The following is a 26,423-nucleotide window of genomic DNA, read 5'->3' on the forward strand; positions in this document are numbered from 1 at the left end:
CAAAGGTTGTGTGGGGGAGCCGATTTCGGGCCCCGAATCAGGTGATGATCAGCAGTTCGGCCGGCCCGGCGATTTCGGCGCGCAGCCCGGCCTTGCGCGCCACCTGCGCGACCGCCCTGATATCGCCCGGCTCCGCCCTGGTCAGCACCAGTGCCCTGGCCAGCAGGCCCTTGTGATGTTTGTTGAAGTGGCTCACCACGGTCCGGCTGCCGTCCGGATGTTCGGTGAGCACATTCGCGGTGATCGCGCCCGGCACCCGGCCCAACTGCTGATAGCTGCCCGACCGCAGATCGACCACCAGGTCGCCGTCGGCCTCGGCGACCAGCGCGTCGGCGAGCGAATCCCGCCAGATCGCCGAAAGCGTCGGCTGCCCGGGCAGTTTCGTGCCGCCGGAGAGCCGGTAGGCCGGAATCGGATCGCCCGCCCGTACCGCGCCGAACAGCGCCGACCCGATACCGAGCCGGGCCAGCGCCTTGGCCCGCTGCGCCTTGGTGAAGGATTTCGCGTCCAGTGCGTCGTAGAGCACACCGGTGTAGCGCTCCAGTGCGGGCCGGGTCGGCGAGGTGCGCAGCGCGGCGTTCCTGGCTATCTCGGCATCAGCCCCCTTGCCGAGACCCAGCACCGTTCGCGCGGTGTCCGGTTCGGCTGCCAGCTTGGCCAACTCGTCGATGAGCCGCTCGCGCACGCCCGTGAGCTGCGGCATCGTCAGCGCGGCCAGATCCAGCGGCGCGCCGGAACCACCGTCGGACTTGGTTTCTGAGGGAGGCAGCAACACCAGCACGAGCGAATACGGTAATGCGTTGCGAACACCCTCCGGCCAGCGACTACCCTGTGCTGTCGTGATCACCCGCCTCTCCCGACTGTTCCTGCGTACCCTGCGTGACGATCCCGCCGACGCAGAGGTGCCCAGCCACAAACTCCTCGTCCGCGCCGGATATGTCCGCCGCGTCGCCCCGGGCGTCTACTCGTGGCTGCCGCTGGGGTTGCGGGTGTTGCGCAAGATCGAGGATGTCGTGCGGGCGGAGATGGACGCGATCGGCGCGCAGGAGATCTCGCTGCCGGCGCTGCTGCCGCGCGAACCGTACGAGACCACCAACCGGTGGACCGAATACGGTGACGCCCTGTTCCGGTTGCAGGATCGCAAGGGCGCCGACTACCTGCTCGGCCCCACCCACGAGGAGCTGTTCGCGCTCACCGTCAAGGGCGAATACAGCTCGTACAAGGATCTTCCGGTCATCCTGTACCAGATCCAGACCAAGTACCGCGACGAGGGCCGTCCGCGCGCGGGCATCCTGCGCGGGCGCGAGTTCATCATGAAGGATTCGTACTCCTTCGATCTGGACGAGGACGGCCTGAAGGCGAGCTACAACGCGCACCGCGAGGCCTACCAGCGCATCTTCGAGCGACTCGGCGTCAAGTACGTCATCGTCGCGGCCACCTCCGGCGCGATGGGCGGCAGCGCCTCCGAGGAATTCCTGGCCGACAGCCCGGTGGGCGAGGACACCTATGTCATCTGCCGCGAATCCGGTTACGCCGCGAATGTGGAGGCCGTCGTCACCCCGGCGCCCGAACCGCGGCCGATCGACGGCCTGCCCGCGCCCGTCGTGCACGACACCCCCGACACCCCGACCATCGCGACCCTGGTCGACTGGGCGAATGCGGCCGGTGTGCTGGATCGCCCGGTGACCGCGGCCGACACGTTGAAGAACGTGATGGTGAAGCTGCGGTACCCGGACGGCAAGACCGAGATCCTCGGCATCGGCGTCCCCGGCGACCGCGAGGTGGACGACAAGCGGCTCGGCGCCGCCGTCGAACCGGCCGAGGTGGATCTGCTCACCGAGGCGGATTTCGCCGCGAACCCATTCCTGGTGAAGGGCTACATCGGCCCGAAGGCATTGCAGGACAACGGTATTCGCTACCTGGTCGACCCGAGGGTCGGTACCGGCACCGCCTGGATCACCGGTGCGGACGCCCCCGGCAAGCACGTCGTCGGGTTGGTCGCCGGTCGCGACTTCACCCCCGACGGCACCATCGAGGCCGCCGAGGTCCGCGACGGCGATCCGTCGCCGGACGGGCGCGGGGTGCTGGTCGCGGCGCGCGGCATCGAGATCGGCCACATCTTCCAACTGGGCTACAAGTACACCGACGCCTTCGAGGTGGACGTGCTCGGCGAGAACGGCAAGCCGGTCCGCCTGATCATGGGTTCCTACGGAATCGGCGTCTCGCGCATGGTCGCGGTGGTCGCCGAGCAGCAGCACGACGAGAAGGGTCTGCGCTGGCCGTCCGAGATCGCGCCGTACGACGTGCACGTGGTGATCGCCAATAAGGACGACGCCGCCCGCGCCGGCGCCGAGCAGGTCGTGGCCGGGCTGGACGCCCAGGGCCTCGACGTGCTGTTCGACGACCGCACCGCCTCGCCGGGCGTCAAGTTCAAGGATGCCGAATTGCTCGGTATGCCTTGGGTTCTGGTGATCGGCCGGGGCTGGGCCGAGGGCAAGGTGGAACTGCGCGATCGTTTCAGCGGCGAGAGCGTGGAGATTCCGGCCGAAACCGCGGTCGAGGCGGTCGTCGCGAAGATCCGCGGCTGAGCCGTCGCGGCCTCGACGGTGCGCCGTCGGGGCCGCGATACCTCGCGGATCATTCGGTGCCCAAGTCCGCGAACATCTTTCGCTTCATCGCCGGGATCGCGTTCGCGGTGCGGAAGAAGGCCTTGCCCGCATGGCGGCTGAATCGGTTGTCGGAGACGGTCTGGTTCGCGGTGGTGAGCGAATCGCGCACGGCCCGGAAGCCGTAATCGATCATCTGGCGTTCGTAGGCGTGAATGCCGTCCAGCAGGGCGATTTCGCGCCGATCGGCGGCGATCAGGTTGCGGCACAGCAGCCGCGCGTCGCGCAGCGCGGTATTCGCGCCGATCCCGCGGAACGGGGTCATGCTGTGGATGGCGTCGCCGAGCAGGGTGATATTGGTGGTCTGCCACGGTTCGATCGGGACCGAGGTCTTGATCGGGATGAGCGTCGTCGCGTCACTGTCCGATGCGCGGATCAGGAAGCGCAGCTCCGGCGCCCAGTCCGCGGTCATCCTGCCCGCCAGCTCGTGCAGCTCGGCGCTGCTCAGCGCGTCCAGGTCGACGCCGTACCGCTCGCGTTTGGCCGCATATGCCCAGAAGATATAGGGCTGGGTGTTGTCGAACAGCAGACCGGGCTCAGCACCGGCCTCGGTTTCGCCGATGCCGGCCCGCGCCGGAATGTCGAATTCGTGTGGGGCGATGAACATTCCGCAGCCGCTCGGCGGCATGATGCTCATCGGGTTGGCCAGCAGCCGGGCGTCGAGCCGCTCGCGCGATTCCGGGGTGAGCGCGTATTTGCCCGCGATGGTGACGATTCCGGTCTCGACCCGCCGCGCGTGCGGCAGATACTGTGCCCGCACCCGTGAGGTGCCGCCGTCCGCGCCGACCAGCAAATCGCCGATTTCCGAACCGCCATCGGCGAAGTGGGCCATCACGCGGCCGTCCGGCAGCCGCTCGTAGCGCTCGAACATGCTGCCGTAGCGGACCGTATCGCCGAGTTCGGCGAGCAGGATCTGCCGCAGCGTGATCCGGCTGACGCCGAAATGCCCGCCGCCCGCCGGATTCTCGTCCGGCGCTTCCGGATCGACCTGCAACAGCGTCTTCAGCTGTTCGGTCATGAAGCCGAATCCGTTGCCGCCCTTGCCCGATGAGGCGACGAAGGTCGAATACATCTCGGGGGAGAGCAGTTCGGCGAGTGCGCGGCTGCCGTGCGGGCTGATATGGATGCGGAAGCCCTGCAGCCGGTCGGTGCGCAGGGTCTCCCGTTCGTGGACCGAGACCTGGACACCGGCGCGGCGCAGGCCGTTGGCCAGCGCGAGTCCGCCGATGCCGCCGCCGGCGACGATGACCTTCAGTGGTTCGTTGGTGGGCATGGTTTTTCCTTCGTAATCGCTGAATTAGATTCGGCTCCAGCCGAATTGGTGGGAGTGACGTTTGTTTGCCTGTTGCTGGCGGGAGGAGCCCACGGCGGACCAGGAATCGATCATCCGGTCGAGCAGGCGGGTCAGGGTTTCCACATCCTCGGCGGACCAGTCGGCGATCACCTCGGCATACACCTGATTGCCCACATCCTGGAATTTCTGGAGCTCCGCGCGACCCGCCTCGGTGGCCTCGACCAGCACGACGCGCCGGTCGTTGGGATCGGGGGCCGCCGACACCAGTTCGGATTCGACCAGTGCCTGGACATGCCGGGTGATCGAGGAGGGGAGCGCATCCAACTGCTCCGCGATCTCACCGGCGCGCAGCGGGCCGGATTCGGCGGCCAACCGCAGCACACCGACCCGCACCGGGTCGAATGCGCGGGCGGTGCCCTGCCGGTATGCCTCCGCGAAGCGGGCGGTGGCGCGTACCAGGCGGGATACCTGATCTTTATTTGCTTCCATGAAACAAATATATCATTTGATTCAGTGAAACAAAAGACCCTCGGGCGAAACCAACCGGGGCCACCTACGGTTCCGTAGGCAAGATTTGCTGGTCGCGCGTCGGTAGATGGGGCTGGTGCTGCTATTACTCGCTGGTAAGTTAACCGTCATGACAAGCACCGACGCGCTGTTGTTCAATCCGAACACCTACGACCCGCAGCACTTCGACGCCGAGACGCGGCGGCTGCTGCGGGCCACCATCGAGTGGTTCGAGTCGCGCGGCAAGGTGCGGCTGCTCGCCGACGACGCGGATGCGGTCTGGACCGCGGACTTCCTCGATTTCGTCAAGAAGGAGCGGCTGTTCGCGACCTTCCTGACCCCCGCCGCATACGCCGACGGCGATCCGAACCGGCGCTGGGACGCCGCCCGCAATGCGGCGCTGTCGGAGATCTTCGGCTTCTACGGGTTGGCGTACTGGTACGCCGAACAGGTGACCATCCTCGGCCTCGGCCCGATCTGGCAGAGCGATAACGTCACCGCCAAGCAGCGCGCCGCCGCCGACCTGGCCGCGGGTGAGGTGATGGCGTTCGGCCTGTCCGAGCAGACACACGGCGCCGATATCTACAACACCGACCTGGTGCTCACCCCGACGGAACCGGGCAGTGCCGACGCCGAGGCCGGAATCCTGTTCCGCGCCAACGGATCCAAGTACTACATCGGCAACGGCAATGTGGCGAGCATGGTTTCGGTGTTCTCCCGCCGGGCCGATATCGACGACGCCGACGGCTACGTGTGGTTCGCCGCGGACAGCAGGCACGAGAACTACCATCTGCTGGGAAATGTCGTGCACCAGCAAATGTACGTCAGCACCTTCCGGCTGGAGGACTACCCGGTGCGCGCCGAGGACATCCTGCACACCGGCCCCGAGGCCTTCTCGGCCGCGCTGAACACCGTCAACGTCGGCAAGTTCAACCTGTGCCACGGCGGCATCGGCATGGTGGAGCACTCCTTCTACGAGGCGATCACCCACGCGCACAACCGGATCCTGTACGGCAAGCGCGTCACCGACTTCCCGCACGTGCGAACCAATTTCGTGGACGCGTACGCGCGCACCGTCGCGATGAAACTGTTCAGCGACCGCGCCGTCGACTACTTCCGCAGCGCGAGCCTGGACGACCGGCGCTACCTGCTGTTCAACCCGATGACCAAGTCGAAGGTCACCTCCGAGGGCGAGACGGTCATGACATTGCTGCTGGATGTGCTGGCCGCCAAGGGATTCGAGAAGAACACCTACTTCGCCGAGGTGCAGCGGCTGATCAACACCCTGCCCCGGCTGGAGGGTACGGTGCACGTCAACGTCGGGCAGATCCTGAAGTTCATGCCGAACTACCTGTTCAACCCGAAGGACTACCCGGAGATCGGCACCCGGCGCGACGCCGCCGACGACGAATTCTTCTGGCGGCAGGGCCCGGCTCGCGGCGCGGGCAAGGTGCAGTTCGCCGACTGGGCTCCGGTGTACGAAAAGCATTCGGACATACCGAATGTCGCCCGCTTCTACGAACAGGCCCAGGCGCTGCGCACGCTGCTCGCCACCGCGGCGCCCGATGCCGAACAGCAGCTGGACCTCGATTTCATGCTGACCATCGGCCACCTGTTCTCGCTGGTGGTGTATGGCCAGCTGATCCTGGAACAGGCGGCGATCACCGGACTGGACCGCGATCTGATCGACCAGATCTTCGACTTCCAGGTCCGCGATTTCAACGGCTACGCGACCACCCTGTACGGCAAGCCGTCCGCCACCGCCGCACAACGGGATTGGGCCATCGCCGCGCTGCGCGGTCCCGCCGCGGACCGCGGCCGCTTCGACCGCGTGTGGTCGCGCGTCGAATCCTACGACGGCGCATACGAAATGCGTCCGTAGCACCGGAGTGACGCTCGTCGTCCCGGAGCGACACGGGGCGACGGGCGGCAAACCTCGCCGGGCAAAGACGGTTCCGGGGAAAGCTCGTCGGGCGACCGCGTTTCCGGCGCAGGCGAGCCGACGGCGCTACGCCTTTCCGGGGAATGCCGTTGTCGGCGGGTTCGTTCCGAGAATCGCCTGCCAGGTGGCCAGCCGCACCGCACAGTCGGTGAGTGCGTCGATTCCGTTGCGCCGCACCGGTTCCGATTCGGCCGCGGCGACGACACCGCGCCATGCGACGGCGCTGTCCTGCTCGATCGCGACGGCGAGTTTCGCGGCCGGAATCGGATCGTTCACCGGAAAAGGCATGGTGTAGGCGGCATCCGGCGGCGGGACGGTGACACCGGCGGCCTTCAACCCATCGATGGTGCTGTCCCGGCGGGCCCGGTGCGCGGCCGCGCTCTGCGCGATCAATCTGACGCGCTCCCGGGAGGCGTAGGCGGACACCACGCCGTAGGCGTATATCGCCGCGTATTCCGCGTGCAGCGCCGCGAGCAGCGCCTGGTTCTCCGCGTCGGTCATGCGAGCAGCACCCCCGCCTGGGCCGCGCAGGCCGCGCTGATCGAGGCGAGCAGCCCGGCCCGGTAGCCGGTCTGGGTGCGGGCCAGATCGGCCGCGGACTGCCGGGCCCGGTTCAGCCGATCGCGCAGTGCGTCGACGCTCGGCGGTGGGGTAGGTGGTACCGGCGTACCGGAAGTTCCCGATGCGCTCGCGCCGCCGGTCGAGCCGGGCTCCATCGACCTGGTCCGGTGCACCGGAATGGTGCCGTCGCCGTAAACCCCGATGACGCGGTCGATTTCGGCGCGCAGCGCATCGGCGTGCGCGGACCGCTCGGCGGCGATGGTGGTGAGCGCGGCCGCGCGCTGCGGGGCCAGCGCGATCGCCGCCTTCGCCGCATCGGCGTCGGCGCGGGCCAGAACCTCTTGTGCGGCAAGCGGATCCGGATCGTGCACCGGATCCTCCCTGACGCATCCGGACGCCGCGCCCACCGCGAGCGAACCGGCCGCCGTCGCGCCGAACAGCCGTAGCACGCTGCGCCGATTCGGTGTGTCGAGAAGGATGCCGGAAATATACGGGGCGGCCGACGGCGTGGTGAGGCGGATGGGCACGGGACCATCGTGCCAGATTCGCCGACCGGCCTCGGACGGGCGTCCGCGCCGCCGCCCGCGCGGTGCCGCGGCGCCGTCGTGGCGCGCGGATGGGCTGCCCGCTGGTCCTTTACACTCTCTGGGCGCGTTACGCTAGACCTTCGGTAGAGAATTTTCCCGCCGCGTCACAACTGAACCAGGAGCCGCCCCACATGCCGATGCCGACCGAGGAAAGGGTGAGCCAGCTCGTTGCTGGACTCGTCGCACGCCGAGGATTCGACCTCGAGGGCGTCGAGATCTCGACGGCCGGAAAGAATGCGGGCGCGCAAGCTCGGGTGAAGGTCACCGTCGACAGCGACACCGGTTCGAATCTGGATACCATTGCCGTACTGAGCAACGAGCTCTCGGACGCGCTCGACGACGCGGGCGATTTCGGTGAAACGCCCTACCTCCTCGAAGTCACCACCCCCGGTATCGATCGTCCGCTCACCGCGGATCGGCACTGGCGCCGTGCACAGGGCCGCAAGGCGCGAATCGCCCTGCGTCCCGGCGTGGCAGCACCCGACCCCGGAATGAAGGACCGATTCGACGCCAGGATCGGTGCGTACGCCGAGGGCTCGGTGGCACTGGTGCTCGGCGGCAAGCAGAACCCGCACCGGGTGACGGTACCGCTGGCGGATATCGCCGAGGCCGTCGTCCAGGTCGAGTTCGCCCCGCCCGGCGCCCGCGAACTGGAACTTGCGGGCGGAGTGGCTCCCGGCCGGCCGCGGCCGGGTCTGGAAGACGAAGACGACGAGGCACTATCCGAAGCATTGACAGCGTTCGATTCGACCGAAGGGATCGTGGAATGAACATCGAAATCGAAGCCCTGCGCGCGATCGTCGCCGATAAGGGGATCTCGATCGAGACGGTGATCTCCGCGATCGAGTCGGCGCTGCTCACCGCGTATCGCCACACCGAGGGCCATCAGCCCAACGCGCGCATCGATATCAATCAGAAGTCCGGCGTCGTGCGGGTGATGGCCCGTGAACTGGACGCCGACGGCAACGTGATCTCCGAATGGGACGACACCCCGGAGGGTTTCGGCCGGATCGCCGCGACCACCGCCCGCCAGGTGGTCCTACAGCGGCTGCGCGACGCCGAGAACGAGAAATCGTTCGGCGAATTCTCCACCCACGAGGGCGATATCGTCGGCGGTGTCGTGCAGCGCGACGCGCGCGCCAACGCCAGAGGCACCGTCGTCGTGCGGATCGGCAGCGAGCTACACGGCACCGAGGGCCTGATCCCGCCGGCCGAGCAGGTGCCGGGGGAGACCTACGAGCACGGCGATCGGATCAAGTGCTATGTGGTCGGGGTTTCGCGCGGTCCGCGCGGTCCGCAGATCACCCTCTCGCGCACCCACCCGAATCTGGTGCGCCGCCTGTTCGCGCTGGAGGTGCCGGAGATCGCCGACGGCTCGGTGGAGATCGTCGCGGTGGCCCGCGAGGCCGGGCACCGGTCCAAGATCGCGGTGCGCAGCACGGTGTCCGGCGTCAACGCCAAGGGCGCGTGCATCGGGCCGATGGGCCAGCGCGTGCGCAACGTGATGAGCGAGTTGGCGGGGGAGAAGATCGACATCATCGATTACGCCGACGATCCGGCCACCTTCGTCGGGAATGCGCTGTCCCCGTCGAAGGTTGTCTCGGTGACGATCGTCGACGCCGAGGCGCGCGCCGCCAGGGTGGTCGTCCCGGATTTCCAGTTGTCGCTGGCCATCGGCAAGGAGGGCCAGAACGCCCGGCTCGCCGCGCGGCTCACCGGCTGGCGGATCGATATCCGCAGCGACGCCGCGCCGGATATGGGCGGCAGTGTGCGGACGGAGGCTCATCGCAGTTGAACCCGACTCGTGCCGTACCACCGGTGGCGGATGATCACCGAAACCCTCGGGGCGACCGCAAATCCCGTGGTACGGCCGCTGCGGATGACAGGTTGGTAACTTCCTCGGGGGACGGGTTCGGCGTTCCGACCGGGGCAGCGGTAGAGTGGTCACAGGTTCAGCACGCGTCTCCGATTCGAACCTGTATCGGATGCCGGAAACGCGAGTTGGCCGCCGATCTGTTGCGGATCGTGGCGCAGGAGCGTGAGACCGGAGACGGTGCACACGTCGTCGCGATCGTTCCCGATCCGCGGCGCAGACTTCCCGGACGGGGTGCCTGGTTGCACCCCCTTTCGGCTTGTCTGAGCACGGCAGAACGGCGCCGAGCCTTCGGCAGAGCACTACGAGTGTCCGGACATCTGGATATCTCGGCCCTGGAGCGTTACCTCGAGAACAGGCACGAGCACTCATGAGCACACCGTGAAGTACCAACGATGAACGTCCATCGGAGATAACCCGAGGTCGTGCGGGCCACCCGTCCCCTGCAGACGGGCTGTCGCGCTCGACCTCTCAGTGAGGAGAGCAGTGGCAGGCAAGGCCCGCGTGCACGAGTTGGCCAAAGAACTCGGTGTCACGAGCAAAGAACTACTCGCAACGCTCAAGGAGCAGGGCGAGTTCGTGAAGTCGGCGTCGTCGACGGTGGAGGCACCCGTCGCCCGTCGGCTGCGTGAGTCGTTCGCGACCAAATCCGCGCCGTCGAACGGCACCAAATCCGGGGCGCGCCCCGGACCTTCCGCGGCCCGACCGGCCGCGAAACCCGCCGCGAACGGTCCGCGGCCGGGTCCCCGTACCCCGGCCCCCGCGCAGGCCGCTACCCCGGCCCAGGCGGCTCCGGCCCCGCGGGAGACCGCGGCGCCCGCACCGCGTCCGGCCGAATCCGTGAAGCCGGGTCCGGCCGTGAAGCCCGGCCCGGTGGCCAAGCCCGCCGCGCCTGCCACCCCCGCACCGGCTCCGGCCCCCGCCGCGCCCGCGGCCAAGGCCACTCCGGCGCCCGCCGGTCCGCGCCCGACCCCCGGTGGTCCGCGTCCCGGTCAGCAACAGCGTCCCGGTCAGCAGCAGCAGCAAGGCGGCCCGCGTCCCGGTGGCGGCCCGAAGCCGGGTCCGAAGACTCCGCGCGTCGGCAACAACCCCTTCACTTCCGCGCCCGAGCAGGAGCGGCGTCCCGCGCCGCGCCCGGCCCCGCAGGGCGGCCCGCGTCCGGGTCCGGCCCAGGGCGGTCCGCGTCCCGGCCCCGGCCAGGGTGGTCCGCGTCCGGCGGCCGCGCAGGGCGGCGATCGCGGCCCGCGTCCCGGCGGTCCGCGCCCGAGCCCGGGTTCGATGCCGCCGCGGCCGAATCCCGGCGCCATGCCCGCGCGTTCGCCGCGTCCGGGGCCCGCTGGCGCGGGTCGTCCCGGACGCCCCGGCGGCGGCCCCGGTGGCGGCGGTCGTCCCGGTGGCGGCGGTGGTGGTAACTACCGCGGCGGTGGCGGCGCACCCGCCGGAGCCGGAACCGGTGCACCCGGTGCCGGTGGCGGTGCGGCCGGTGGTTTCCGCGGTCGTCCCGGTGGCGGTGGCGGCGGTCGTCCGGGTGGTCCCGGCGGTCGCGGTGGCGCGGCAGGCGCGTTCGGTCGTCCCGGTGGCGCGCCCCGGCGCGGTCGCAAGTCGAAGCGGCAGAAGCGGCAAGAGTACGACTCGATGCAGGCGCCCGCCGTCGGCGGCGTTCGGCTGCCGCGCGGCAACGGCGAGATCATCCGGCTCGCCCGCGGCGCATCGCTGTCCGATTTCGCGGAGAAGATCGACGCGAACCCGGCCGCCCTGGTGCAGGCGCTGTTCAACCTGGGTGAGATGGTCACCGCGACCCAGTCGGTGAACGACGAGACCCTGGAGCTGCTCGGCAGCGAGATGAACTACGTCGTGCACGTGGTCAGCCCGGAGGACGAGGACCGCGAGCTGCTCGAATCGTTCGACCTGACCTACGGCGAGGACGCGGGCGGCGAGGAGGACCTGCAGGTCCGCCCGCCGGTGGTGACCGTCATGGGTCACGTCGACCACGGTAAGACCCGACTGCTGGACACCATCCGCAAGGCCAACGTCCGCGAGGGCGAGGCGGGCGGCATCACCCAGCACATCGGCGCCTACCAGGTGTTGACCCACGTCAACGCCGAGGACCGGCTCATCACCTTCATCGACACCCCGGGTCACGAGGCGTTCACCGCCATGCGTGCCCGCGGTGCGAAGGCCACCGATATCGCGATCCTGGTGGTCGCCGCCGACGACGGCGTCATGCCGCAGACGGTGGAGGCGATCAACCACGCGCAGGCGGCCGACGTGCCGATCGTGGTGGCGGTCAACAAGATCGACAAGGAGGGTGCGAACCCGCAGAAGATCCGGCAGCAGCTCACCGAGTACGGCCTGATCGCGGAGGAGTACGGCGGCGACACCATGTTCGTCGACATCTCCGCCAAGCAGGGCACGAATATCGAGCAGCTGCTCGAGGCCGTGATCCTGACCGCGGACGCCGCACTCGACCTGCGCGCCAACCCGGATATGGACGCACAGGGTGTCGCCATCGAGGCGCACCTCGACCGCGGCCGTGGTCCGGTGGCGACGGTGCTCATCCAGCGCGGCACGCTGCGCGTCGGCGATTCGATCGTGGCGGGCGACGCCTACGGTCGCGTTCGCCGCATGGTCGACGAGTACGGCGACGATGTCGAGGCGGCACTGCCGTCGCGGCCGGTCCAGGTCATCGGCTTCACGTCGGTGCCGGGCGCGGGTGACAACCTGCTCGTCGTCGACGAGGACCGGATCGCCCGTCAGATCGCCGACCGCCGCAGCGCGCGCAAGCGCAACGCGATGGCCGCGCGCAGCCGCAAGCGGGTCAGCCTGGAAGATCTGGATGCCGCGCTGAAGGAGACTTCGGAGCTGAACCTGATCCTCAAGGGCGACAACTCCGGTACCGTCGAGGCCCTCGAAGAGGCCCTGATGGGTATCCAGGTCGGCGACGAGGTGCGCCTGCGGGTGATCGACCGGGGTGTCGGTGGTGTCACCGAGACCAACGTCAACCTGGCGTCGGCGTCGAACGCGATCATCATCGGGTTCAACGTGCGGGCCGAGGGCAAGGCGAACGAGCTGGCCAACCGCGAGGGTGTGGACATCCGCTACTACTCGGTGATCTACCAGGCCATCGACGAGATCGAGAAGGCCCTCAAGGGCATGCTCAAGCCGATCTACGAAGAGGTCGAGCTGGGTCGCGCCGAGATCAGGCAGATCTTCCGCTCCTCGAAGTTCGGCAATATCGCCGGCTGCATGGTGCTCTCGGGCAGCGTCAAGCGCAACGCCAAGGCGCGGTTGCTGCGCGACAACGTGGTGATCGCCGAGACCGTGACGATCGCCTCGCTGCGCCGGGAGAAGGACGACGCCACCGAGGTCCGCGAGGGCTACGAATGCGGTATGACGTTGACCTACAACGACATCAAGGAAGGCGACGTCGTCGAGGCGTACGAGCTGCGCGAGAAGCCGCGCGACTAGTCGCGGGCGATATCGGCGCCGAGTTCGTGTGGTCCGTTCATCCGGGTGTTGCGCCCGGATGAACGGACTTCTGCCGAGCTCCGATGTCCGCAATCCGAGTCGTGGAGGTGGGGAAATGTATTTGGGCGCACTCGAATTCGATATTTTGCTCGGTGATGTGCACTCGCTCAAGCAGAAGCGTTCGCTGATCCGGCCGGTGTTGGCCGAATTGCAGCGTTTCGGGGTGAGTGCGGCCGAGGGCGGGGAACACGATCTGCATCGGCGGTCGTTGCTGGGAGTGGCGATGGTCAGTTCCGGTATGGAACATCTGACCGAGGTACTCGACAGATGTGAACGGCACGTCGCCGCACGTCCGGAGTTACAGTTGCTGGCAGTACGCCGCCGCATCTTCGGACCCGAAGATTAGCTAGGGCATGCGCGAACCCGGCGCCACGGGCTCCGGAGCGCATCGCCGAATGAGAAGGAGGAGGGCAAGGCCATGGTGGATCAAGCCAGGGCACGCCGACTCGCCAAGCGGATTTCCTCGATCGTGGCCACCGCGATCGAATACGAGATCAAGGATCCGCGGCTGCGTTTCGTGACGATCACCGACGCGAAGGTCACCGGGGATCTGCGGGAGGCCACCATCTACTACACGGTGATGGGCGAGACCGTCGACGCCGAACCGGACTATCCGGCGGCCGCCGCGGGCCTGGCCAAGGCCACCGGCGTGCTGCGGTCCAAGGTGGGCGCGGGAACCGGCGTGAAATTCACCCCGACGCTGTCCTTCGTGCTCGACACGGTGCCGGATGCGGCGCGTCAGATGGAGGAGTTGCTGGCCCGTGCCCGCGCCTCCGACGACGCGGTGGCCCGGGTGGCGGCGACAGCGACGCATGCGGGCGAGGCGGACCCGTACAAGGTCGAGCGCCCCGACGAGGAGTGACTCGACTCCGGATTCGACTCCGGTGGTGGTCGGATGACGGGCGGGCCTAGAGTTGCTGACGGTGCGCCGTTGGAAGGAGGCCGCGATGTCCGAGGTCGGCGAGCTCGATCCGGCTGAGGTGACGGCCGCGGTCGCGGCGCTCACGGCCGCGCGGTCGGTTACCGTCATCTGCCACGTACAACCCGACGCCGATACCGTCGGCAGCGGGCTGGCGCTGGCGCTGGTACTGCATCGGCGCGGAGTTCCGGTGTGGGTGTCGTTCGCCGAACCCGCCGATCTGCCGTTTTCGATGCGCACCCTGCCCGGTGTCACGCATATCGTTGCGCCCGTTGATGTTCCGCGCACGGTGGACGTACTCGTCGCGGTCGACTGCGGCGGAGTGAACCGGCTGGGTGCGCTCGCCGACCGAATCGACGGCGCCGCAACGACTTTGGTGATCGACCACCATCGGTCCAATACCCGATTCGGCACCGTCAACATGGTGGACCCCGCCGCGGAGTCCACCACGAGCCTGATCGTGCGGCTGCTCGACGCCTGGGATGTGCCGATCGATTCCGAAGTGGCGCATTGCCTTTACGCCGGACTCGTCACCGATACCGGATCGTTCCGGTGGGTGCGGCCCGGCACCCACCGGTTGGCGGAACGGTTACTGGCCACCGGCATCGACGGCGCGGAGATCGCGCGCGCCCTGCTCGACACCCACCCGTTCGGCTGGCTGACCATGCTGTCCAGGGTGCTCGGCAGCGCCCGGCTCGAACCCGGGGTGTGCGGTGTCGGGCTGGTGTACGCGTTCGTGCGCCGGGCCGATGCCGGGGAGTTGCATTCGGAGGAGGTGGAGAGCGTCATCGATATCGTGCGCACCACCGCCGAGGCCGGAATCGCCGCGGTGTTCAAGGAATCCCGCACCGTACCCGGCCGTTGGACGGTGTCGTTGCGTTCGCGCGACAGCGAGCCGGGCGCGCACGACGGCGTCGATGTCGCGACGGTCGCGGCCGCGCTCGGCGGCGGCGGTCATCGGTTCGCGGCCGGATATACGGCTTATGGGGAGCCGGAGCAGCTCGTCGCCGCGCTGGTGGCGGCGCTCGCCTGATTCGTGTGCGGCTCAATGGCTTCGGTCACCGCGGATCCGAGCGCGCGTCCGGTGCGGGAGCTCGTGGCCGAGGCTGTCACGTCGTTCGAGTCGGCGGGGGCTGATGCGTACGAAACTTCTTCACCGCGTGCCGATCTTACGGTGATTGTCGGTCCGGCATGCCATTGTGATGATCGGATGATCCCCTGTGGTGGAGGTACGCATTTGATGGTGACGAGCGGCCCGGCAGTGTCTGCGGTGACACTGAGCGCTGGCGTCGTGAGCGAGTCCGAGCCGTTGACGCAACCTGGCCCGGCAGCGGTGGGTGCTCACAAGGAGGCGTGGTGAGCGAGGCGACATTGCGGGGTGCCGCCGATGCGGGGCCGCGGCGTCTGCTCGCGCTCGCGTTGCCGACGCTCGGGGTGCTGGTCGCCGAGCCGATCTATCTGCTGTTCGATCTGGCGGTGGTGGGTCGGCTGGGCGCGCTGCCGCTGGCCGGGTTGTCGGTGGGCGGAGTGATTCTGGCGCAGTCGAGTTCGCAGCTGACGTTCCTGTCGTACGGGACGACGGCGCGGTCGGCGCGCAGGCACGGCGCGGGCGATGAGCGCGGGGCCGTCGCGGAGGGCGTGCAGGCGACCTGGATCGCGATCGGCGTCGGGCTGCTGATCCTCGCGGTGATCCAGTTGTTCGCGGTGCCGTTGATCGATGCGATCGCCGGCGGCGGCGATATCGCGGCGCAGGCGCTGACCTGGGCGCGGATCGCGCTGTTCGGCGTGCCGCTGATCCTTATCTCGATGGCGGGCAACGGGTGGCTGCGCGGCATCCAGCAGACCAGGGCGCCGCTGCTGTATGTGGTTGCCGGACTTGCGGTTTCGGGTGTGCTGTGCCCGGTGCTGGTACACGGGCTGCTCGGCGTGCCCCGGCTCGGCCTGTCCGGATCCGCGGTCGCGAATCTGGCGGGTCAGCTGGTGATGGCCGCGCTCTTCTTGAACGCTCTTGTGCGACAACGTATCCCGCTCACGCCGCGGTGGACGGTGATACGGGCGCAGTTGGTGCTCGGGCGAGATCTGATCGTGCGCAGCCTCGCCTTTCAGGCCTGCACCATCTCCGCGGCGGCCGTCGCATCCCGGTTCGGCGCGGCCTCCGTCGCGGCGCACCAGTTGATGATCCAGCTCTGGTATTTCCTCACGCTGATGCTGGACTCGCTGGCCATCGCGGCCCAGACCCTGGTGGGAGCCACCCTCGGCGCGGGCGACGCGCCGGGTGCGCGCCGCCTGGCCCGCCGGGTCACCGGCTGGTCACTGGTCTTCGCGGTGGTGCTCGCGCTCGGCTGCGCGGCCGGTGTGTCGCTCATCCCACACCTGTTCACCGCCGATCCGGCCGTGCTCGACCGCGTATATGTGGTCTGGTGGTTCTTCGTGGTGCTGATTCCGGTGGGCGGCGTCGTCTTCGCGCTCGACGGGGTGCTGCTCGGCGCCGGTGACGCGGCCTACCTGCGCAATATCACCATGGGCTCGGCGCTTATCGGTTTCCTCCCGCTCACCTGGTTCGCCCTCGCCTTCGATTGGGGTATCGCCGGAATCTGGTGCGGTTTGGCCGGATTCATGCTGCTGCGGCTGATAGCGGTTGTCGCCCGCGCACTTTCGGGCCGCTGGGCGCGCGCGGGCGTGGAAATCCCGGCGCACAGTGTGTGAGCCCTCGGACGGCGTCAGTCCGCGTCCTGATAGGGCTCCCAGTCCGCATCCTCGGCCGACTCGGCCACTCGATCCATCATCGCGTCATCCCACCTGCACCAGATCGTGATGAGCTCGGCGCCCGTGCGCGAACTGACTGCCCGAAGCACGACCTCCCACGGCGACAAGGGCTCGAGGTCCGTCTCCCCGGGCGCCATCACCTCCGGCGGATCGGTATCGTCCCACTTCGTGGACCACGCCCATTTGCCCCAGCCGCGGACCATCACCTGGCCGAAGTAGGCGCAAACGCCTTCGTACCAGGTTCGCGCCTCGGGCGCGGTCAGCTGGGCGGGGTCGGAAAACCGGCGCAGGAGTTCGGCTTCCAGCCGTTCCAGCGATATGGGTTTGAAATCCAACGCCAGCGCGGGCAGGTCGGCCACCAACCGATCGGCCAGACGGGCTGCGTCGGCGGGCCAAGCCCAGGTGCGGTACACCGTGTTCACGCCGAAAGCCTAAGTACCACATGCGACTTGGTCTTCGCGAGTGCCTCGGGTCCGCGCGGCATATCCGCCTTTGCTGGGCGATTCGGCGGAAATTCGCGACGGCCGACGCAGGGTGATCTGCGGGCGGTGGGGTTGATGTGCCAAGGTAGATCTGGTGATACCCAAGTTGATGGCGGTGAGCGACATTCACGTCGGGCACCAGGGGAATCGACCGGTCGTCGAGCAGATCCGGGCGGACTCGCCGGAGGACTGGCTCATCGTCGCCGGTGATGTGGGGGAGAAGACCGACGACATCAGGTGGGCGCTGGAGTTGCTGCGCAGCCGGTTCGCCAAGGTGATCTGGGTGCCGGGCAACCACGAGCTGTGGACCACCGCGAAGGATCCGGTGCAGATACTCGGCGCCGCCCGCTACGACTATCTGGTGTCGATGTGCCGCGACCTCGACGTGCTCACGCCCGAGGACCCCTTTCCCGAGTGGACGGGCGCGGGCGCGGAGGAGTTCGGCAGGCCGGTGACGCTGGTGCCGATGTTCCTGCTCTACGACTATTCGTTCCTGCCGGAGGGCGCCACCACCAAGGCCGAGGGGTTGGCCATCGCGCGGGAGCGCAATGTGGTCGCCACCGACGAATACCTGCTCACCCCCGATCCGTATCTGACCCGCGACGCCTGGTGCCACGCCAGGGTGCAGTACACCCAGCGCAAGCTGGACGCGCTGCCCGCCGATGCGCCGCTGGTGCTGATCAACCATTTCCCGCTGGTCCGCCAGCCCACCGACGTGCTGTTCTACCCGGAGTTCGCCATGTGGTGCGGCACCGATCTGACCGCGGACTGGCACACCAGCTACAACGTGGTGTGCTCGGTCTACGGCCATCTGCACATCCCGCGCACCTCCTATTACGACGGCGTCCGGTTCGAGGAGGTATCCCTCGGCTATCCGCGCGAATGGCAGCGACGCGGGCTGCCGGACCGGCTGCTGCGCCAGATCCTGCCGACGCCCGAGTACCCGCCGGGTTCGCTGAATTCGTGGGGCGGGCATTTCAAGGTCACGCCGGAGATGGAGGCCGCCGCCGCGGAAATGCGCAGCCGCGCCCAGCAGCGGCGCGGCCTCGGATCGGACTGACCGGCGCGTTCACCGCCGAGGCGGGGCATCACCGTATGCGGCCGCCGCCACCTGCACGAACGACCGGATCAACGGGTTCGCGTCGCCCTCGTTCCAAACCACCACCACCCTGCTCGGCGCCATGTCGATCAGCGGGACCGCGGCCAGTCCGTCGGGCACGGTGTGCCCGAGCGGAGTGATGCCGACGGTGCCGTTCCAGAGCACGGCCTGCACGCATTCCTGAACGACCCGAACTGTCGGGCCTTCCCGCGGCTCGCCGCCGTTCCAGTAGGTCTGCCAGATGGGGTCGGTGCCGTCGGGGAATTGGAACCAGCGACGCCCGGCCAGGTCGGTCAGTTTCAGGTGGTCGCGGTGGGCCAGCGGATCGTCGGCGCGCAGTACCGCCCCGACCGGATCGGCGCGCAGTTCACGTACGGTCAGGGCGGTCTGGTTGAACGGTGCGCGGGTGACGGCGACGTCGACCAGTCCGGCCTTCACCCCGCAGGTGGGGTCGGTGAGATCGGTATCGCGGATGCGGATCTCGACCTCGGGATGTCGGTGGCGGTAGGCGGCGGCCAGCCTGGTGATGCCGGGGTCGGTGGCGTCGCCCAGGATGCCGATGGTGAGGTTCGCGTTTCCGGCCGCGGCAGCGACCCGCGTGCCGACCCGGTCGGCTTGCTCGAGCAGCGCGCGTGCCTCGTCGAGCAGTACCGCCCCGACCCGGGTGAGACCGACACCGGTGGGCGATCGGTCGAAAAGAGTCGCGCCGACCTCCGATTCCAGTTGCCGGATGGCGCGGCTCAGCGGCGGTTGGCTCATATGCAGCCGGGCGGCGGCGCGTCCGAAGTGGCGTTCCTCGGCGACAGCTACGAAATAGCGCAGCGTACGTAGCTCCACGCTGGCACGATACCGGTCCGGTATCGGCATCGCGGAACAGGTCTTGGACACCCGAGGTGTCGCGGCGGTGCAATCGAAATATGACCGATGAAGTGAACAGCGCCGAAACGAACTCCGCCGCAACGGTTTCGATAGTGCGGCCCGACGAGGGGGAGTCGATCGTGTTGGGCGCGACGCGAATGCGCGTCCTCGAGGACGGCAGCAATACCGGGCACCGGCTCGGACTCGCCGAATCCGTTGTGGCCCCGTACAGTCCGGGCCCGCCCCAGCACCGGCATGCCGAGCACGACGAAGGCTTCTACATCGTTTCCGGCGCGCTACGGTTCACCGTCGGCGACACCGACTACGACGCGACAGCGGGCACGCTGGTAATGGTCCCGCCCGGGGTCCCGCACACCTTCGCCAACATCACCGGCGAACCGGCCGTCATGCTCAGCACCTTCACACCCGACCTGTATGTGCAGTACTTCCGCGACCTACAGGGCGTGATCGCCGACGGCCGGGAACTGACACCGCGGATGAATATCGAAGTGATGAGCCGTTACGCGACCGAACCCGCCACCGACTTCGCCTGATGGGCGCTGTCGAAGACCTCAGCGGCTCCGGCGCTGTGCCGGGGGTGCCGTTGTTCCTGGATCCGCTACGCCTTTAAGGTGACTGGATGGCAAGTGGTTGTCGGTGACGTGCGAGTGTCGACCGGTACGGGGAGGCGGACAAGGTGATCGAGAGAATTCTGCCCGCGGGTGTCGCGTCGGCCGAGCTGCTGGACTATCCGGAGGATCTGAAGCCGCATCCGGCCGAGGAACATCTCATCGCGAAGTCGGTGGAGAAGCGGCGCCGGGATTTCATCGGCGCCCGGCACTGCGCCCGGCTCGCGCTGGAGCAGCTGGGTGAGCCGCCGGTGGCGATCGGCAAGGGCGAACGGGGCGCGCCGGTGTGGCCGCGCGGCATCGTCGGCAGCCTCACCCACTGCGACGGCTACCGGGCGGCGGCGCTGGCCCACCGGCTGCGATTCCGGTCCATCGGAATCGATGCCGAGCCGCACGGCGAGCTGCCGGAGGGCGTGCTGGATTCGGTGAGTCTGCCGCCTGAGCGGGAGTGGTTGCGCGCCAACACATCCGGCCTGCACCTCGACCGGTTGCTGTTCTGTGCCAAGGAGGCCACCTTCAAGGCGTGGTGGCCGCTCACCACGCGCTGGCTCGGTTTCGAGGACGCACACATCACCTTCGAGATCGCCGAGAGCGCACCGGATTTCGGCTCCGGCACCTTCCACAGCCGAATCCTGGTGCCCGGTGGGGTGAATGATGGTGGTGCCCCGCTTATTTCGTTCGATGGCCGCTGGCTGATCACCGACGGGCTCATCCTGACCGCGATCGCGCACGTCTGATGGCCGAGCGGCAGGCGCTCGGCCTCGGCGGGCTGCTCATCGTCGACAAGGACGGCGGGTGGACCAGCCACGATGTCGTGGCAAAGTGCCGGAAGTTGTTGCGCACCAAAAAGGTCGGGCATGCGGGCACTCTCGATCCGATGGCGACCGGGGTGCTGGTGCTCGGTGTGGAGCGGGCGACCAAACTACTCGGTCTGCTCACCTTGACCACCAAGGCCTACACCGCGACCATCCGGCTCGGCCAGGCGACGAATACCGACGACGCCGAGGGTGAGGTGCTCGCGACCGAACCGGCCACCCAGCTCACCGACGACGAAATCGCCGCGCATATCGGGAAACTCACCGGCGATATCGAGCAGGTGCCCGCGACGGTGAGCGCGATCAAGGTGAACGGGGAGCGCGCGTACGCCAGGCATCGGGCCGGTGAGCAGGTGCAGCTCGCCGCGCGGCCGGTGACCGTGTCCCGGTTCGATGTGCTTGCCCGCCGGGATGTTTCGGATTTCGTGGACCTGGATGTCGTGGTCGAATGCTCGTCCGGCACGTATATCCGGGCACTCGCCCGCGATCTCGGGGCCGGGCTCGGTGTCGGCGGACATCTGACGGCGTTGCGCCGCACCAGGGTCGGGCCGTTCACCCTCGAACACGCGCGCACGCTCGACGAATTGGCGGCGGCGGCCGATGCGGGCGATCCGCTGCTCGGCCTCGATATCGATGCCGCGGTGCGCGTCGCGTTCACCGCCCGGGAGGTCACCGCGGCGCAGGCGGACGACCTGCGCAATGGGCGTTGGCTGGAACCCGCTGGGATACCGGGGGTTTACGCGGCCTTCGATCCCGAGGGGCGGGCGATCGCGCTGCTGCGGGAGAGCGGCAAGCGGGCGTCGTCGGTGATGGTGGTGCGTCCGGCCAATCTCTGAGCCGCGCTCGGCGAATCAGCCGCGATTCCCGGTCGGCGGCGGCACCGGCCCGAGGATCGGGCGCAGCGCGCCGAGTAATGCCTCGAGGCAGATCGCGTGCATCTCGTCACGGGTATACGTGTGGTGCTCCAGCCAGTCGACGCAGAGCACCCGGACGAAGATCAGCCAACTCGCCACGATGCCCGACACCACCTCCCGCGTCCGCCCCTCCACGCCCATGACGTCCAGCAGCCTGCGCCGGAGTTCGCCGAGCTCACCGGCGATGATGCCCTGCACCGTCGGATCGCTGGCCAGCACCTTGTTGGCCGCGAGCACGGCGTGCGCATTCGCCTCGAAATAGTCGAAGTGTGCGTCGAGCCCATCGGAAAGTTGTTCGGCCAGCGGCCTTTTCGTGTCCAGTGGGGTTTCGACCAGCAATTGTTCGGCGGCCTGTTGGTACACCGCGATGAACAGGTCGCGTTTGCTCGGGAAGTGCCGGTAGAGCAGGGCGCGGGAGACCTCCGCCGCCGCCGCGACATCGTCCATCAGCACCGCGTCGTAGCTGCGCTCGGCGAAGAGCCTGGTGCCTGCCGCCACGAGGAGGCGGCGGCGTTCGTCGGGGGTGAGGCGGCGGCGGGTCATTCCGGAAACACTAGTTGACGCACATCTACTACACGCCGTAGCGTCTTAGTAGATTTACGTCTACTAAGACGGAGGGGATCGCATGCTGAAACGGAAATGGCTGAAGGGTTTGGCGATGGCGATGGGCGTCTCGTGCGTCGGCATCGGATTCCTCCATATGGCGCTCGGCGATGCCGCAGTGCCCGGTATGAACTTCTCCGGGGTCGCCGCCGACAGTCAGAGCCGATTCTTCGGCGCCATCTTCGTCGGCTACGGCGGTGCCTATATCGGGGCCGCGCAACAGACGCCGATCGCGATACCGGCCATCCGCTGGTTGTCCGGGATCCTCGCGCTCGGCGCCGTCGGACGTTTCATCTCGCTCGCGGTACACGGTTCACCGCACTGGTTCGTGTACCTGTTGACGGCCAGCGAGGTCGTGCTGCCGCCGCTGTTCTTCTGGCTGTCAGGCCCGGTGGCGGAGGCCGGATCGCGCACGCCGTCCCGGCTTTCGACCGCGTCCTGATCCGCCCGCCGCGACTCACCTGCGCGTTTCGTTAACCGAATGCTGGATATCCCGGATATTCCGAGTAAGGTATTGGCTCGCTCGGGTAGCGGGTCGATACGAAGGCGGTGGAGGCCAGGCGGCGATGGGTATACGCGGATTGGTCCGTGCGGCAGTTGGATTCGCTGTCGCGGCACTGATGGCGGCATGCGCGATCGGGCTACCGACTCGCGCATCGGATCTGCCCGGATCGGATCTGTCCCCGCCCGTTGTCGCGACGGTGGCCAAAGCCAGCGAGACCGCCACCCAGTTCTGCACCGCCCAGATCATCGCGCACGACCTCGGCATCGTCGGTGTTTTCGACACCGCGTGGGCCACCGTCACCGACTGCGACGGGAATTGGGCGATGATCAGTTGGGATCCGGTCGGCGACACCCGGCGGATCATCCGGCGCGATCCGATCGAGGGCTGGCAGACCTACGCGTTCATGGCGCACAACATCTGTTGGAGCCGAGCCGGTGCGGACGGTGCGCCCACCCGGTTGCAGCAGTACTTCCTGAACTGCTGAAACGCCTTGCGGCGCAGGATCATCCGATCTTGGCGCGCTGCCGCCGGCCGACCAGTTCGAGCAGCCGCTGCCAGGCGGGTGTCGTACCGACGTACGAGGTCGGCAGGCCGCCCAGCGGCGATCGCTCCACCGCATCCGGCCGGGTGCGCGAATGCCAGGCGATGATCTCGTCGGCCAGCGCGGCGAGCCGCGGATCACCCGGCCGCCAGTCGAGCGCGTCGCCGAGCCTGCGCTGGATTCGAACGAAATCGGGATCGTCCAGTGCCGCATGCTTTTCCGCGATCCATTGCGGAAGTTCGTCGGAGGCAAGCGCGACCAGCATGATCCACACGTCGCGCTCCATCCTGATCATTCGCTCACCGATGCCGAGCGCGCGCTCGCGATCGAGGATGTCGACCACCTCTGCGGGCAGGAAAAGTCTTTCGCCACCGGTCAATTCGGCGATCTTGCGGCGATGGTCGGTGAGCTGGCGGATCTTCCCGCGCAGTGCGGCATCGATCCGCGCGACCGCGGCGGCGAAATCCTCCGGTCCCGCGCCGAGCAGTTCCTCGATGCGCGCCAACGGAACTCCGGCCTCGGCCAGCGTCTTGATGCGAATCAGATCGACGACGGCCTGCGCGTCGTAGCGGCGATAGCCGGAGGCGTCGCGCTCCGGCTCGGGTAGCAGCCCGCGCTGGTGATAGTGCCGGATCGCGCGCACCGTGACGCCGGCGTGCGCGGCCAGCTGCCCGATCGTCAGCACCTCGACCTCCAGTGAATGCGAACGGTGTTGTGCTGCACGATAAATCGTCGGCGGCCTAGACGGTGAGCCAGATCGCTTCCGCGGCAGGACGACCCAGATCCGTCGCCGTCTCCGACTGGCCGATCCTGATCGCGATGGTTCCGGCGAAATCGCGCCGCTCCACCACCGCGATGGCGGTGTCCAACGCGATACCGACCGAGTCGAAGTAGCGCAGCATATCCGGATCGGAGTCGGAAATCCTTGCCACCCTTCCGGATTCGCCCGCGCCGAAATCGCTGAGCTGCCGGGCGGGCGGGGTCGGCACCGCGCCGTCCACCGAAGGGATCGGGTCGCCGTGCGGATCCCGGTCCGGGTAGCCGAGTTTGGCGTCGATGCGGGCCATGAGCAGTTCGGAGACCGCGTGCTCCAGCACCTCGGCCTCGTCGTGCACCTCGTCCCAGCCGTAGCCGAGCTCGTTGACCAGGAAGGTCTCCAGCAGCCGATGCCTGCGCACCATGGCGACGGCGGCGCGGCGCCCGCCCTCGGTGAGGGTGATCGAGCCGTAGCGGGCGTGCTCGACCAGACCCTGGTCGGCGAGTTTGCGGACGGCCTCGGAGACGGTGGAGGCGGATACGCCGATGCGTTCGGCGAGCAGTTTGGTCGACACCTTTTCCTGCGACCATTCCTGAGCGGTCCAGATCACCTTCAGATAATCCTGGGCGACCGAGGAGAGCGGAGCTATCGTCGCGGTGCTGCCCGGCGCGGTCTCCAGCTCGCGTCGGGTTGCGATGTCTCGTTTACCGGGCACGTACTCGAGCTTAGGCACACCTGGCCCGATTCACACATCCCGCCGCGAGCCGAACCAGGGTTTCACCTCCGGTTTACGGCCGGGAAGCGTTGGGTGCCTTCGGCATGTGCGGCTCGGCACAGGAAGCTCGGCCCGGCGCGGTCTGAAGTCGTCTTCGACGGCAGCGCCCATTAGGCGAGTGCCTCGCACAGGAGCTCGGCCCGGCGCGATCTGAAGTCGTCTTCGACGGCAGCGCCCATTAGGCTCGCCACTGTGCAGAGATGGCGAAGTCTCGACGAGGTGCCCGCGGATTGGGGTCGGTGCGTTCTCACGATCGGCGTATTCGACGGCGTCCACCGCGGTCACGCGCAGCTGATCAGCCGGGCCGTGAAATCGGCGGCGGCGCGGGGTGTTCCATCGGTGCTGATGACCTTCGACCCGCACCCGATGGAGGTAGTGCGGCCCGGTTCACATCCGGCGCAGCTGAGCACGCTGACCCGCCGCGCCGAACTGGTCGAGGAACTCGGCGTCGACGTGTTCTGCGTCATGCCGTTCACCCAGGAATTCATGAAGCTGACCCCGGCCAGGTACGTGCACGATCTGCTGGTCGAGCGGCTGCATGTGGCCGAGGTGGTGGTCGGCGACAATTTCACCTTCGGCAAGAAGGCCGCGGGTACCGTCGCCACCATGCGTGAGCTCGGCGCCCGGTTCGGCTTCGAGGTCGACGGGGTGAAGCTGGTCGGCGAACACGCGGTGACCTTCTCCTCCACTTATATCCGCGCCTGCGTCGACGCGGGGGATATGGCCGCGGCCGCCGAGGCGCTCGGCCGGCCGCATCGGGTGGAGGGTGTGGTCGTGCACGGTGACGGACGCGGCCGTCAGCTCGGCTATCCCACCGCGAACGTGGCGCCGCCGATGCATGCGGCGGTGCCCGCCGACGGCGTCTACGCCGGATGGTTCACCGTGCTCGGGCCCGGGCCGACCATCGGCACCGTCACCCCGGGTGAGCGTGCGATGGCGGCGATCTCGGTCGGCACCAACCCTACCTTCTCCGGCCGGGCCCGCACTGTCGAGGCCTATGTCCTCGACGGCGAGGCCGACCTCTACGGTCAGCACGTCGCCGTCGATTTCGTCGAACACGTCCGCGGCCAGCGCAAATTCGAGTCGGTCGACGAGCTGATCGTGACCATGGGCCGCGACGTGGAGACCGCCCGAAAGATGTTGCAGGCCGCTGACCGCACCGGATAAGCGCGGCCCGGATTCGGGGTGTCGGTCGGGTGTCCGGTAAGGTGGATCCTCGGGTTTGCTGCGGTCCGCGGTGGCGCCCGCCCCGGATGCCGGGGTTTCCGAGCGCGGAACTGGGAAATAGGAGTGGATGCCACGTGGCGCTGACCACCGAGCAGAAGTCGACGATTCTGGCCGAGTACGGCCTGCACGAGAAGGACACCGGTTCGCCGGAGGCGCAGATCGCGCTGCTGTCCAAGCGGATCGCCGACATCACCGAGCACCTCAAGAAGCACAAGCACGACCACCACACCCGCCACGGTCTGATGGCGCTGATCGGTCGTCGCAAGCGGCTCTCGAAGTACCTGCAGGACAAGGACATCGAGCGCTACCGTTCGCTGATCGAGCGCTTGGGTCTGCGCCGCTGAGCGGCTCGACACACGACTGCCGGAGGTAGTCGGCAAGCCAGCCGACGGGGAGACGTACAATCTCCCCGTTGGCTATTTGTGTATGAGGGGTTATAGGCCCCCGTCGCACGACAACATTGCACAGCCGTATGCACCCGCGCCGCGTGGCGTCGGTCTTCGGTAGTGGCCTTTCGGCAGGGATAGTCCGCCGGCGGGCTTCGATCGATGACCGCCTCCGCGTCGCCGTATCCA

General features: G+C 68.1%; 28 protein-coding genes. 18 read left to right on the plus strand and 10 right to left on the minus strand.

The annotated features are described in order from the left end of the window. Positions 1-37: 37 nt before the first annotated feature. Positions 38-781, minus strand: a complete 744-nt coding sequence (gene yaaA, locus LGY53_RS10135; protein WP_225726773.1) for a peroxide stress protein YaaA — start codon at positions 779-781, stop codon at positions 38-40. Positions 782-839: 58 nt separating this feature from the next. Here yaaA and LGY53_RS10140 point away from each other — a divergent pair, with 58 nt between their 5' ends. After that, positions 840-2,588 carry a proline--tRNA ligase gene (locus tag LGY53_RS10140; protein WP_225726403.1) on the plus strand — a complete coding sequence of 583 codons (1,749 nt, stop codon included), beginning with the start codon at positions 840-842 and terminating at the stop codon, positions 2,586-2,588. A 49-nt stretch (positions 2,589-2,637) separates the two neighbouring features. Here LGY53_RS10140 and LGY53_RS10145 read toward each other — a convergent pair whose 3' ends face one another. Next, on the minus strand, positions 2,638-3,939 hold the full coding sequence (locus LGY53_RS10145) for an NAD(P)/FAD-dependent oxidoreductase (RefSeq protein WP_225726404.1): 1,302 nt from the start codon (positions 3,937-3,939) through the stop codon (positions 2,638-2,640). Between the two features lie 24 nt (positions 3,940-3,963). Next, positions 3,964-4,449, minus strand: a complete 486-nt coding sequence (locus tag LGY53_RS10150) for a MarR family winged helix-turn-helix transcriptional regulator (RefSeq protein ID WP_225726405.1) — start codon at positions 4,447-4,449, stop codon at positions 3,964-3,966. A 148-nt stretch (positions 4,450-4,597) separates the two neighbouring features. On the opposite strand from LGY53_RS10150, the gene LGY53_RS10155 reads away from it, so the two are divergent. After that, complete coding sequence (locus tag LGY53_RS10155) at positions 4,598-6,349, plus strand: acyl-CoA dehydrogenase family protein (RefSeq protein WP_225726406.1); 1,752 nt, start codon at positions 4,598-4,600, stop codon at positions 6,347-6,349. A 126-nt stretch (positions 6,350-6,475) separates the two neighbouring features. On the opposite strand, the gene LGY53_RS10160 is transcribed toward LGY53_RS10155, so the two are convergent. Together LGY53_RS10160 and LGY53_RS10165 are read right to left on the minus strand one after the other, a co-directional pair. Beyond that, on the minus strand, positions 6,476-6,910 hold the full coding sequence (locus LGY53_RS10160; RefSeq protein WP_225726407.1) for a ferritin-like domain-containing protein: 435 nt from the start codon (positions 6,908-6,910) through the stop codon (positions 6,476-6,478). Continuing rightward, positions 6,907-7,497, minus strand: coding sequence for a hypothetical protein (locus tag LGY53_RS10165; protein ID WP_308102849.1), 591 nt, complete (start codon positions 7,495-7,497; stop codon positions 6,907-6,909). Before LGY53_RS10165 ends, LGY53_RS10160 begins: the two co-directional genes overlap by 4 nt. Before the next feature lie 191 nt (positions 7,498-7,688). Here LGY53_RS10165 and rimP point away from each other — a divergent pair, with 191 nt between their 5' ends. The 8 genes from rimP (at position 7,689) to LGY53_RS10205 (ending at position 16,583) form a co-directional block, all read left to right on the plus strand. Further along, positions 7,689-8,327, plus strand: a complete 639-nt coding sequence (rimP, locus tag LGY53_RS10170; protein WP_225726408.1) for a ribosome maturation factor RimP — start codon at positions 7,689-7,691, stop codon at positions 8,325-8,327. Continuing rightward, complete coding sequence (gene nusA / locus LGY53_RS10175; RefSeq protein ID WP_167476740.1) at positions 8,324-9,352, plus strand: transcription termination factor NusA; 1,029 nt, start codon at positions 8,324-8,326, stop codon at positions 9,350-9,352. The genes rimP and nusA overlap by 4 nt, the downstream gene beginning before the upstream one ends. A gap of 173 nt (positions 9,353-9,525) precedes the next feature. After that, positions 9,526-9,804: a YlxR family protein gene (locus tag LGY53_RS10180; protein WP_225726775.1), complete on the plus strand. Its 279-nt coding sequence runs from the start codon at positions 9,526-9,528 to the stop codon at positions 9,802-9,804. Between the two features lie 112 nt (positions 9,805-9,916). Further along, positions 9,917-12,898, plus strand: coding sequence for a translation initiation factor IF-2 (gene infB, locus LGY53_RS10185; protein ID WP_225726409.1), 2,982 nt, complete (start codon positions 9,917-9,919; stop codon positions 12,896-12,898). Positions 12,899-13,013: 115 nt separating this feature from the next. Beyond that, positions 13,014-13,304: a DUF503 domain-containing protein gene (locus LGY53_RS10190; protein WP_167476737.1), complete on the plus strand. Its 291-nt coding sequence runs from the start codon at positions 13,014-13,016 to the stop codon at positions 13,302-13,304. A 72-nt stretch (positions 13,305-13,376) separates the two neighbouring features. Then, the gene (gene rbfA, locus LGY53_RS10195) at positions 13,377-13,820 is read left to right on the plus strand and encodes a 30S ribosome-binding factor RbfA (RefSeq protein ID WP_167476736.1); all 444 of its coding nucleotides are present in this window, start codon (positions 13,377-13,379) and stop codon (positions 13,818-13,820) included. An 85-nt stretch (positions 13,821-13,905) separates the two neighbouring features. Next, entirely contained in the window at positions 13,906-14,910 is a 1,005-nt protein-coding gene (locus tag LGY53_RS10200; RefSeq protein WP_225726410.1) for a bifunctional oligoribonuclease/PAP phosphatase NrnA, read from the plus strand. 320 nt (positions 14,911-15,230) lie between these two features. Next, on the plus strand, positions 15,231-16,583 hold the full coding sequence (locus tag LGY53_RS10205) for an MATE family efflux transporter (protein WP_374111161.1): 1,353 nt from the start codon (positions 15,231-15,233) through the stop codon (positions 16,581-16,583). 14 nt (positions 16,584-16,597) lie between these two features. Here LGY53_RS10205 and LGY53_RS10210 read toward each other — a convergent pair whose 3' ends face one another. Continuing rightward, positions 16,598-17,065, minus strand: coding sequence for a hypothetical protein (locus LGY53_RS10210; RefSeq protein WP_225726412.1), 468 nt, complete (start codon positions 17,063-17,065; stop codon positions 16,598-16,600). Between the two features lie 154 nt (positions 17,066-17,219). On the opposite strand from LGY53_RS10210, the gene LGY53_RS10215 reads away from it, so the two are divergent. Beyond that, positions 17,220-18,185, plus strand: a complete 966-nt coding sequence (locus tag LGY53_RS10215) for a metallophosphoesterase (RefSeq protein WP_225726413.1) — start codon at positions 17,220-17,222, stop codon at positions 18,183-18,185. 9 nt (positions 18,186-18,194) lie between these two features. Here LGY53_RS10215 and LGY53_RS10220 read toward each other — a convergent pair whose 3' ends face one another. Beyond that, positions 18,195-19,061, minus strand: a complete 867-nt coding sequence (locus LGY53_RS10220; RefSeq protein WP_225726414.1) for a LysR substrate-binding domain-containing protein — start codon at positions 19,059-19,061, stop codon at positions 18,195-18,197. A gap of 80 nt (positions 19,062-19,141) precedes the next feature. Between LGY53_RS10220 and LGY53_RS10225 the strand changes: the two genes are divergently transcribed. The 3 genes from LGY53_RS10225 to truB all read left to right on the plus strand — a co-directional run bounded on the left by LGY53_RS10225 (position 19,142) and on the right by truB (position 21,362). Then, positions 19,142-19,636, plus strand: a complete 495-nt coding sequence (locus LGY53_RS10225) for a cupin domain-containing protein (protein ID WP_225726415.1) — start codon at positions 19,142-19,144, stop codon at positions 19,634-19,636. Positions 19,637-19,779: 143 nt separating this feature from the next. Continuing rightward, complete coding sequence (npt, locus tag LGY53_RS10230; protein WP_308102850.1) at positions 19,780-20,448, plus strand: 4'-phosphopantetheinyl transferase Npt; 669 nt, start codon at positions 19,780-19,782, stop codon at positions 20,446-20,448. Further along, entirely contained in the window at positions 20,448-21,362 is a 915-nt protein-coding gene (gene truB, locus LGY53_RS10235) for a tRNA pseudouridine(55) synthase TruB (RefSeq protein ID WP_225726416.1), read from the plus strand. Before npt ends, truB begins: the two co-directional genes overlap by 1 nt. Before the next feature lie 15 nt (positions 21,363-21,377). Here truB and LGY53_RS10240 read toward each other — a convergent pair whose 3' ends face one another. After that, positions 21,378-21,983, minus strand: coding sequence for a TetR/AcrR family transcriptional regulator (locus LGY53_RS10240; protein ID WP_225726417.1), 606 nt, complete (start codon positions 21,981-21,983; stop codon positions 21,378-21,380). An 82-nt stretch (positions 21,984-22,065) separates the two neighbouring features. Between LGY53_RS10240 and LGY53_RS10245 the strand changes: the two genes are divergently transcribed. After that, complete coding sequence (locus LGY53_RS10245) at positions 22,066-22,485, plus strand: DUF4345 domain-containing protein (protein ID WP_225726418.1); 420 nt, start codon at positions 22,066-22,068, stop codon at positions 22,483-22,485. A 124-nt stretch (positions 22,486-22,609) separates the two neighbouring features. After that, positions 22,610-23,032 carry a hypothetical protein gene (locus tag LGY53_RS10250; protein ID WP_225726419.1) on the plus strand — a complete coding sequence of 141 codons (423 nt, stop codon included), beginning with the start codon at positions 22,610-22,612 and terminating at the stop codon, positions 23,030-23,032. 19 nt (positions 23,033-23,051) lie between these two features. Here the strand turns inward: LGY53_RS10250 and LGY53_RS10255 are convergent, their stop codons facing one another. Continuing rightward, positions 23,052-23,774: a MerR family transcriptional regulator gene (locus tag LGY53_RS10255; protein ID WP_225726420.1), complete on the minus strand. Its 723-nt coding sequence runs from the start codon at positions 23,772-23,774 to the stop codon at positions 23,052-23,054. Positions 23,775-23,829: 55 nt separating this feature from the next. Next, positions 23,830-24,525, minus strand: coding sequence for a metal-dependent transcriptional regulator (locus LGY53_RS10260; RefSeq protein ID WP_167479626.1), 696 nt, complete (start codon positions 24,523-24,525; stop codon positions 23,830-23,832). A 288-nt stretch (positions 24,526-24,813) separates the two neighbouring features. On the opposite strand from LGY53_RS10260, the gene LGY53_RS10265 reads away from it, so the two are divergent. Together LGY53_RS10265 and rpsO are read left to right on the plus strand one after the other, a co-directional pair. Continuing rightward, on the plus strand, positions 24,814-25,788 hold the full coding sequence (locus LGY53_RS10265) for a bifunctional riboflavin kinase/FAD synthetase (RefSeq protein WP_225726421.1): 975 nt from the start codon (positions 24,814-24,816) through the stop codon (positions 25,786-25,788). A gap of 134 nt (positions 25,789-25,922) precedes the next feature. After that, entirely contained in the window at positions 25,923-26,192 is a 270-nt protein-coding gene (rpsO, locus tag LGY53_RS10270) for a 30S ribosomal protein S15 (RefSeq protein WP_167476724.1), read from the plus strand. Positions 26,193-26,423: the final 231 nt, after the last annotated feature.

The organism is Nocardia sp. JCM 34519.1 (genome assembly GCF_020361265.1).
GTDB lineage: Bacteria > Actinomycetota > Actinomycetes > Mycobacteriales > Mycobacteriaceae > Nocardia > Nocardia arthritidis_A.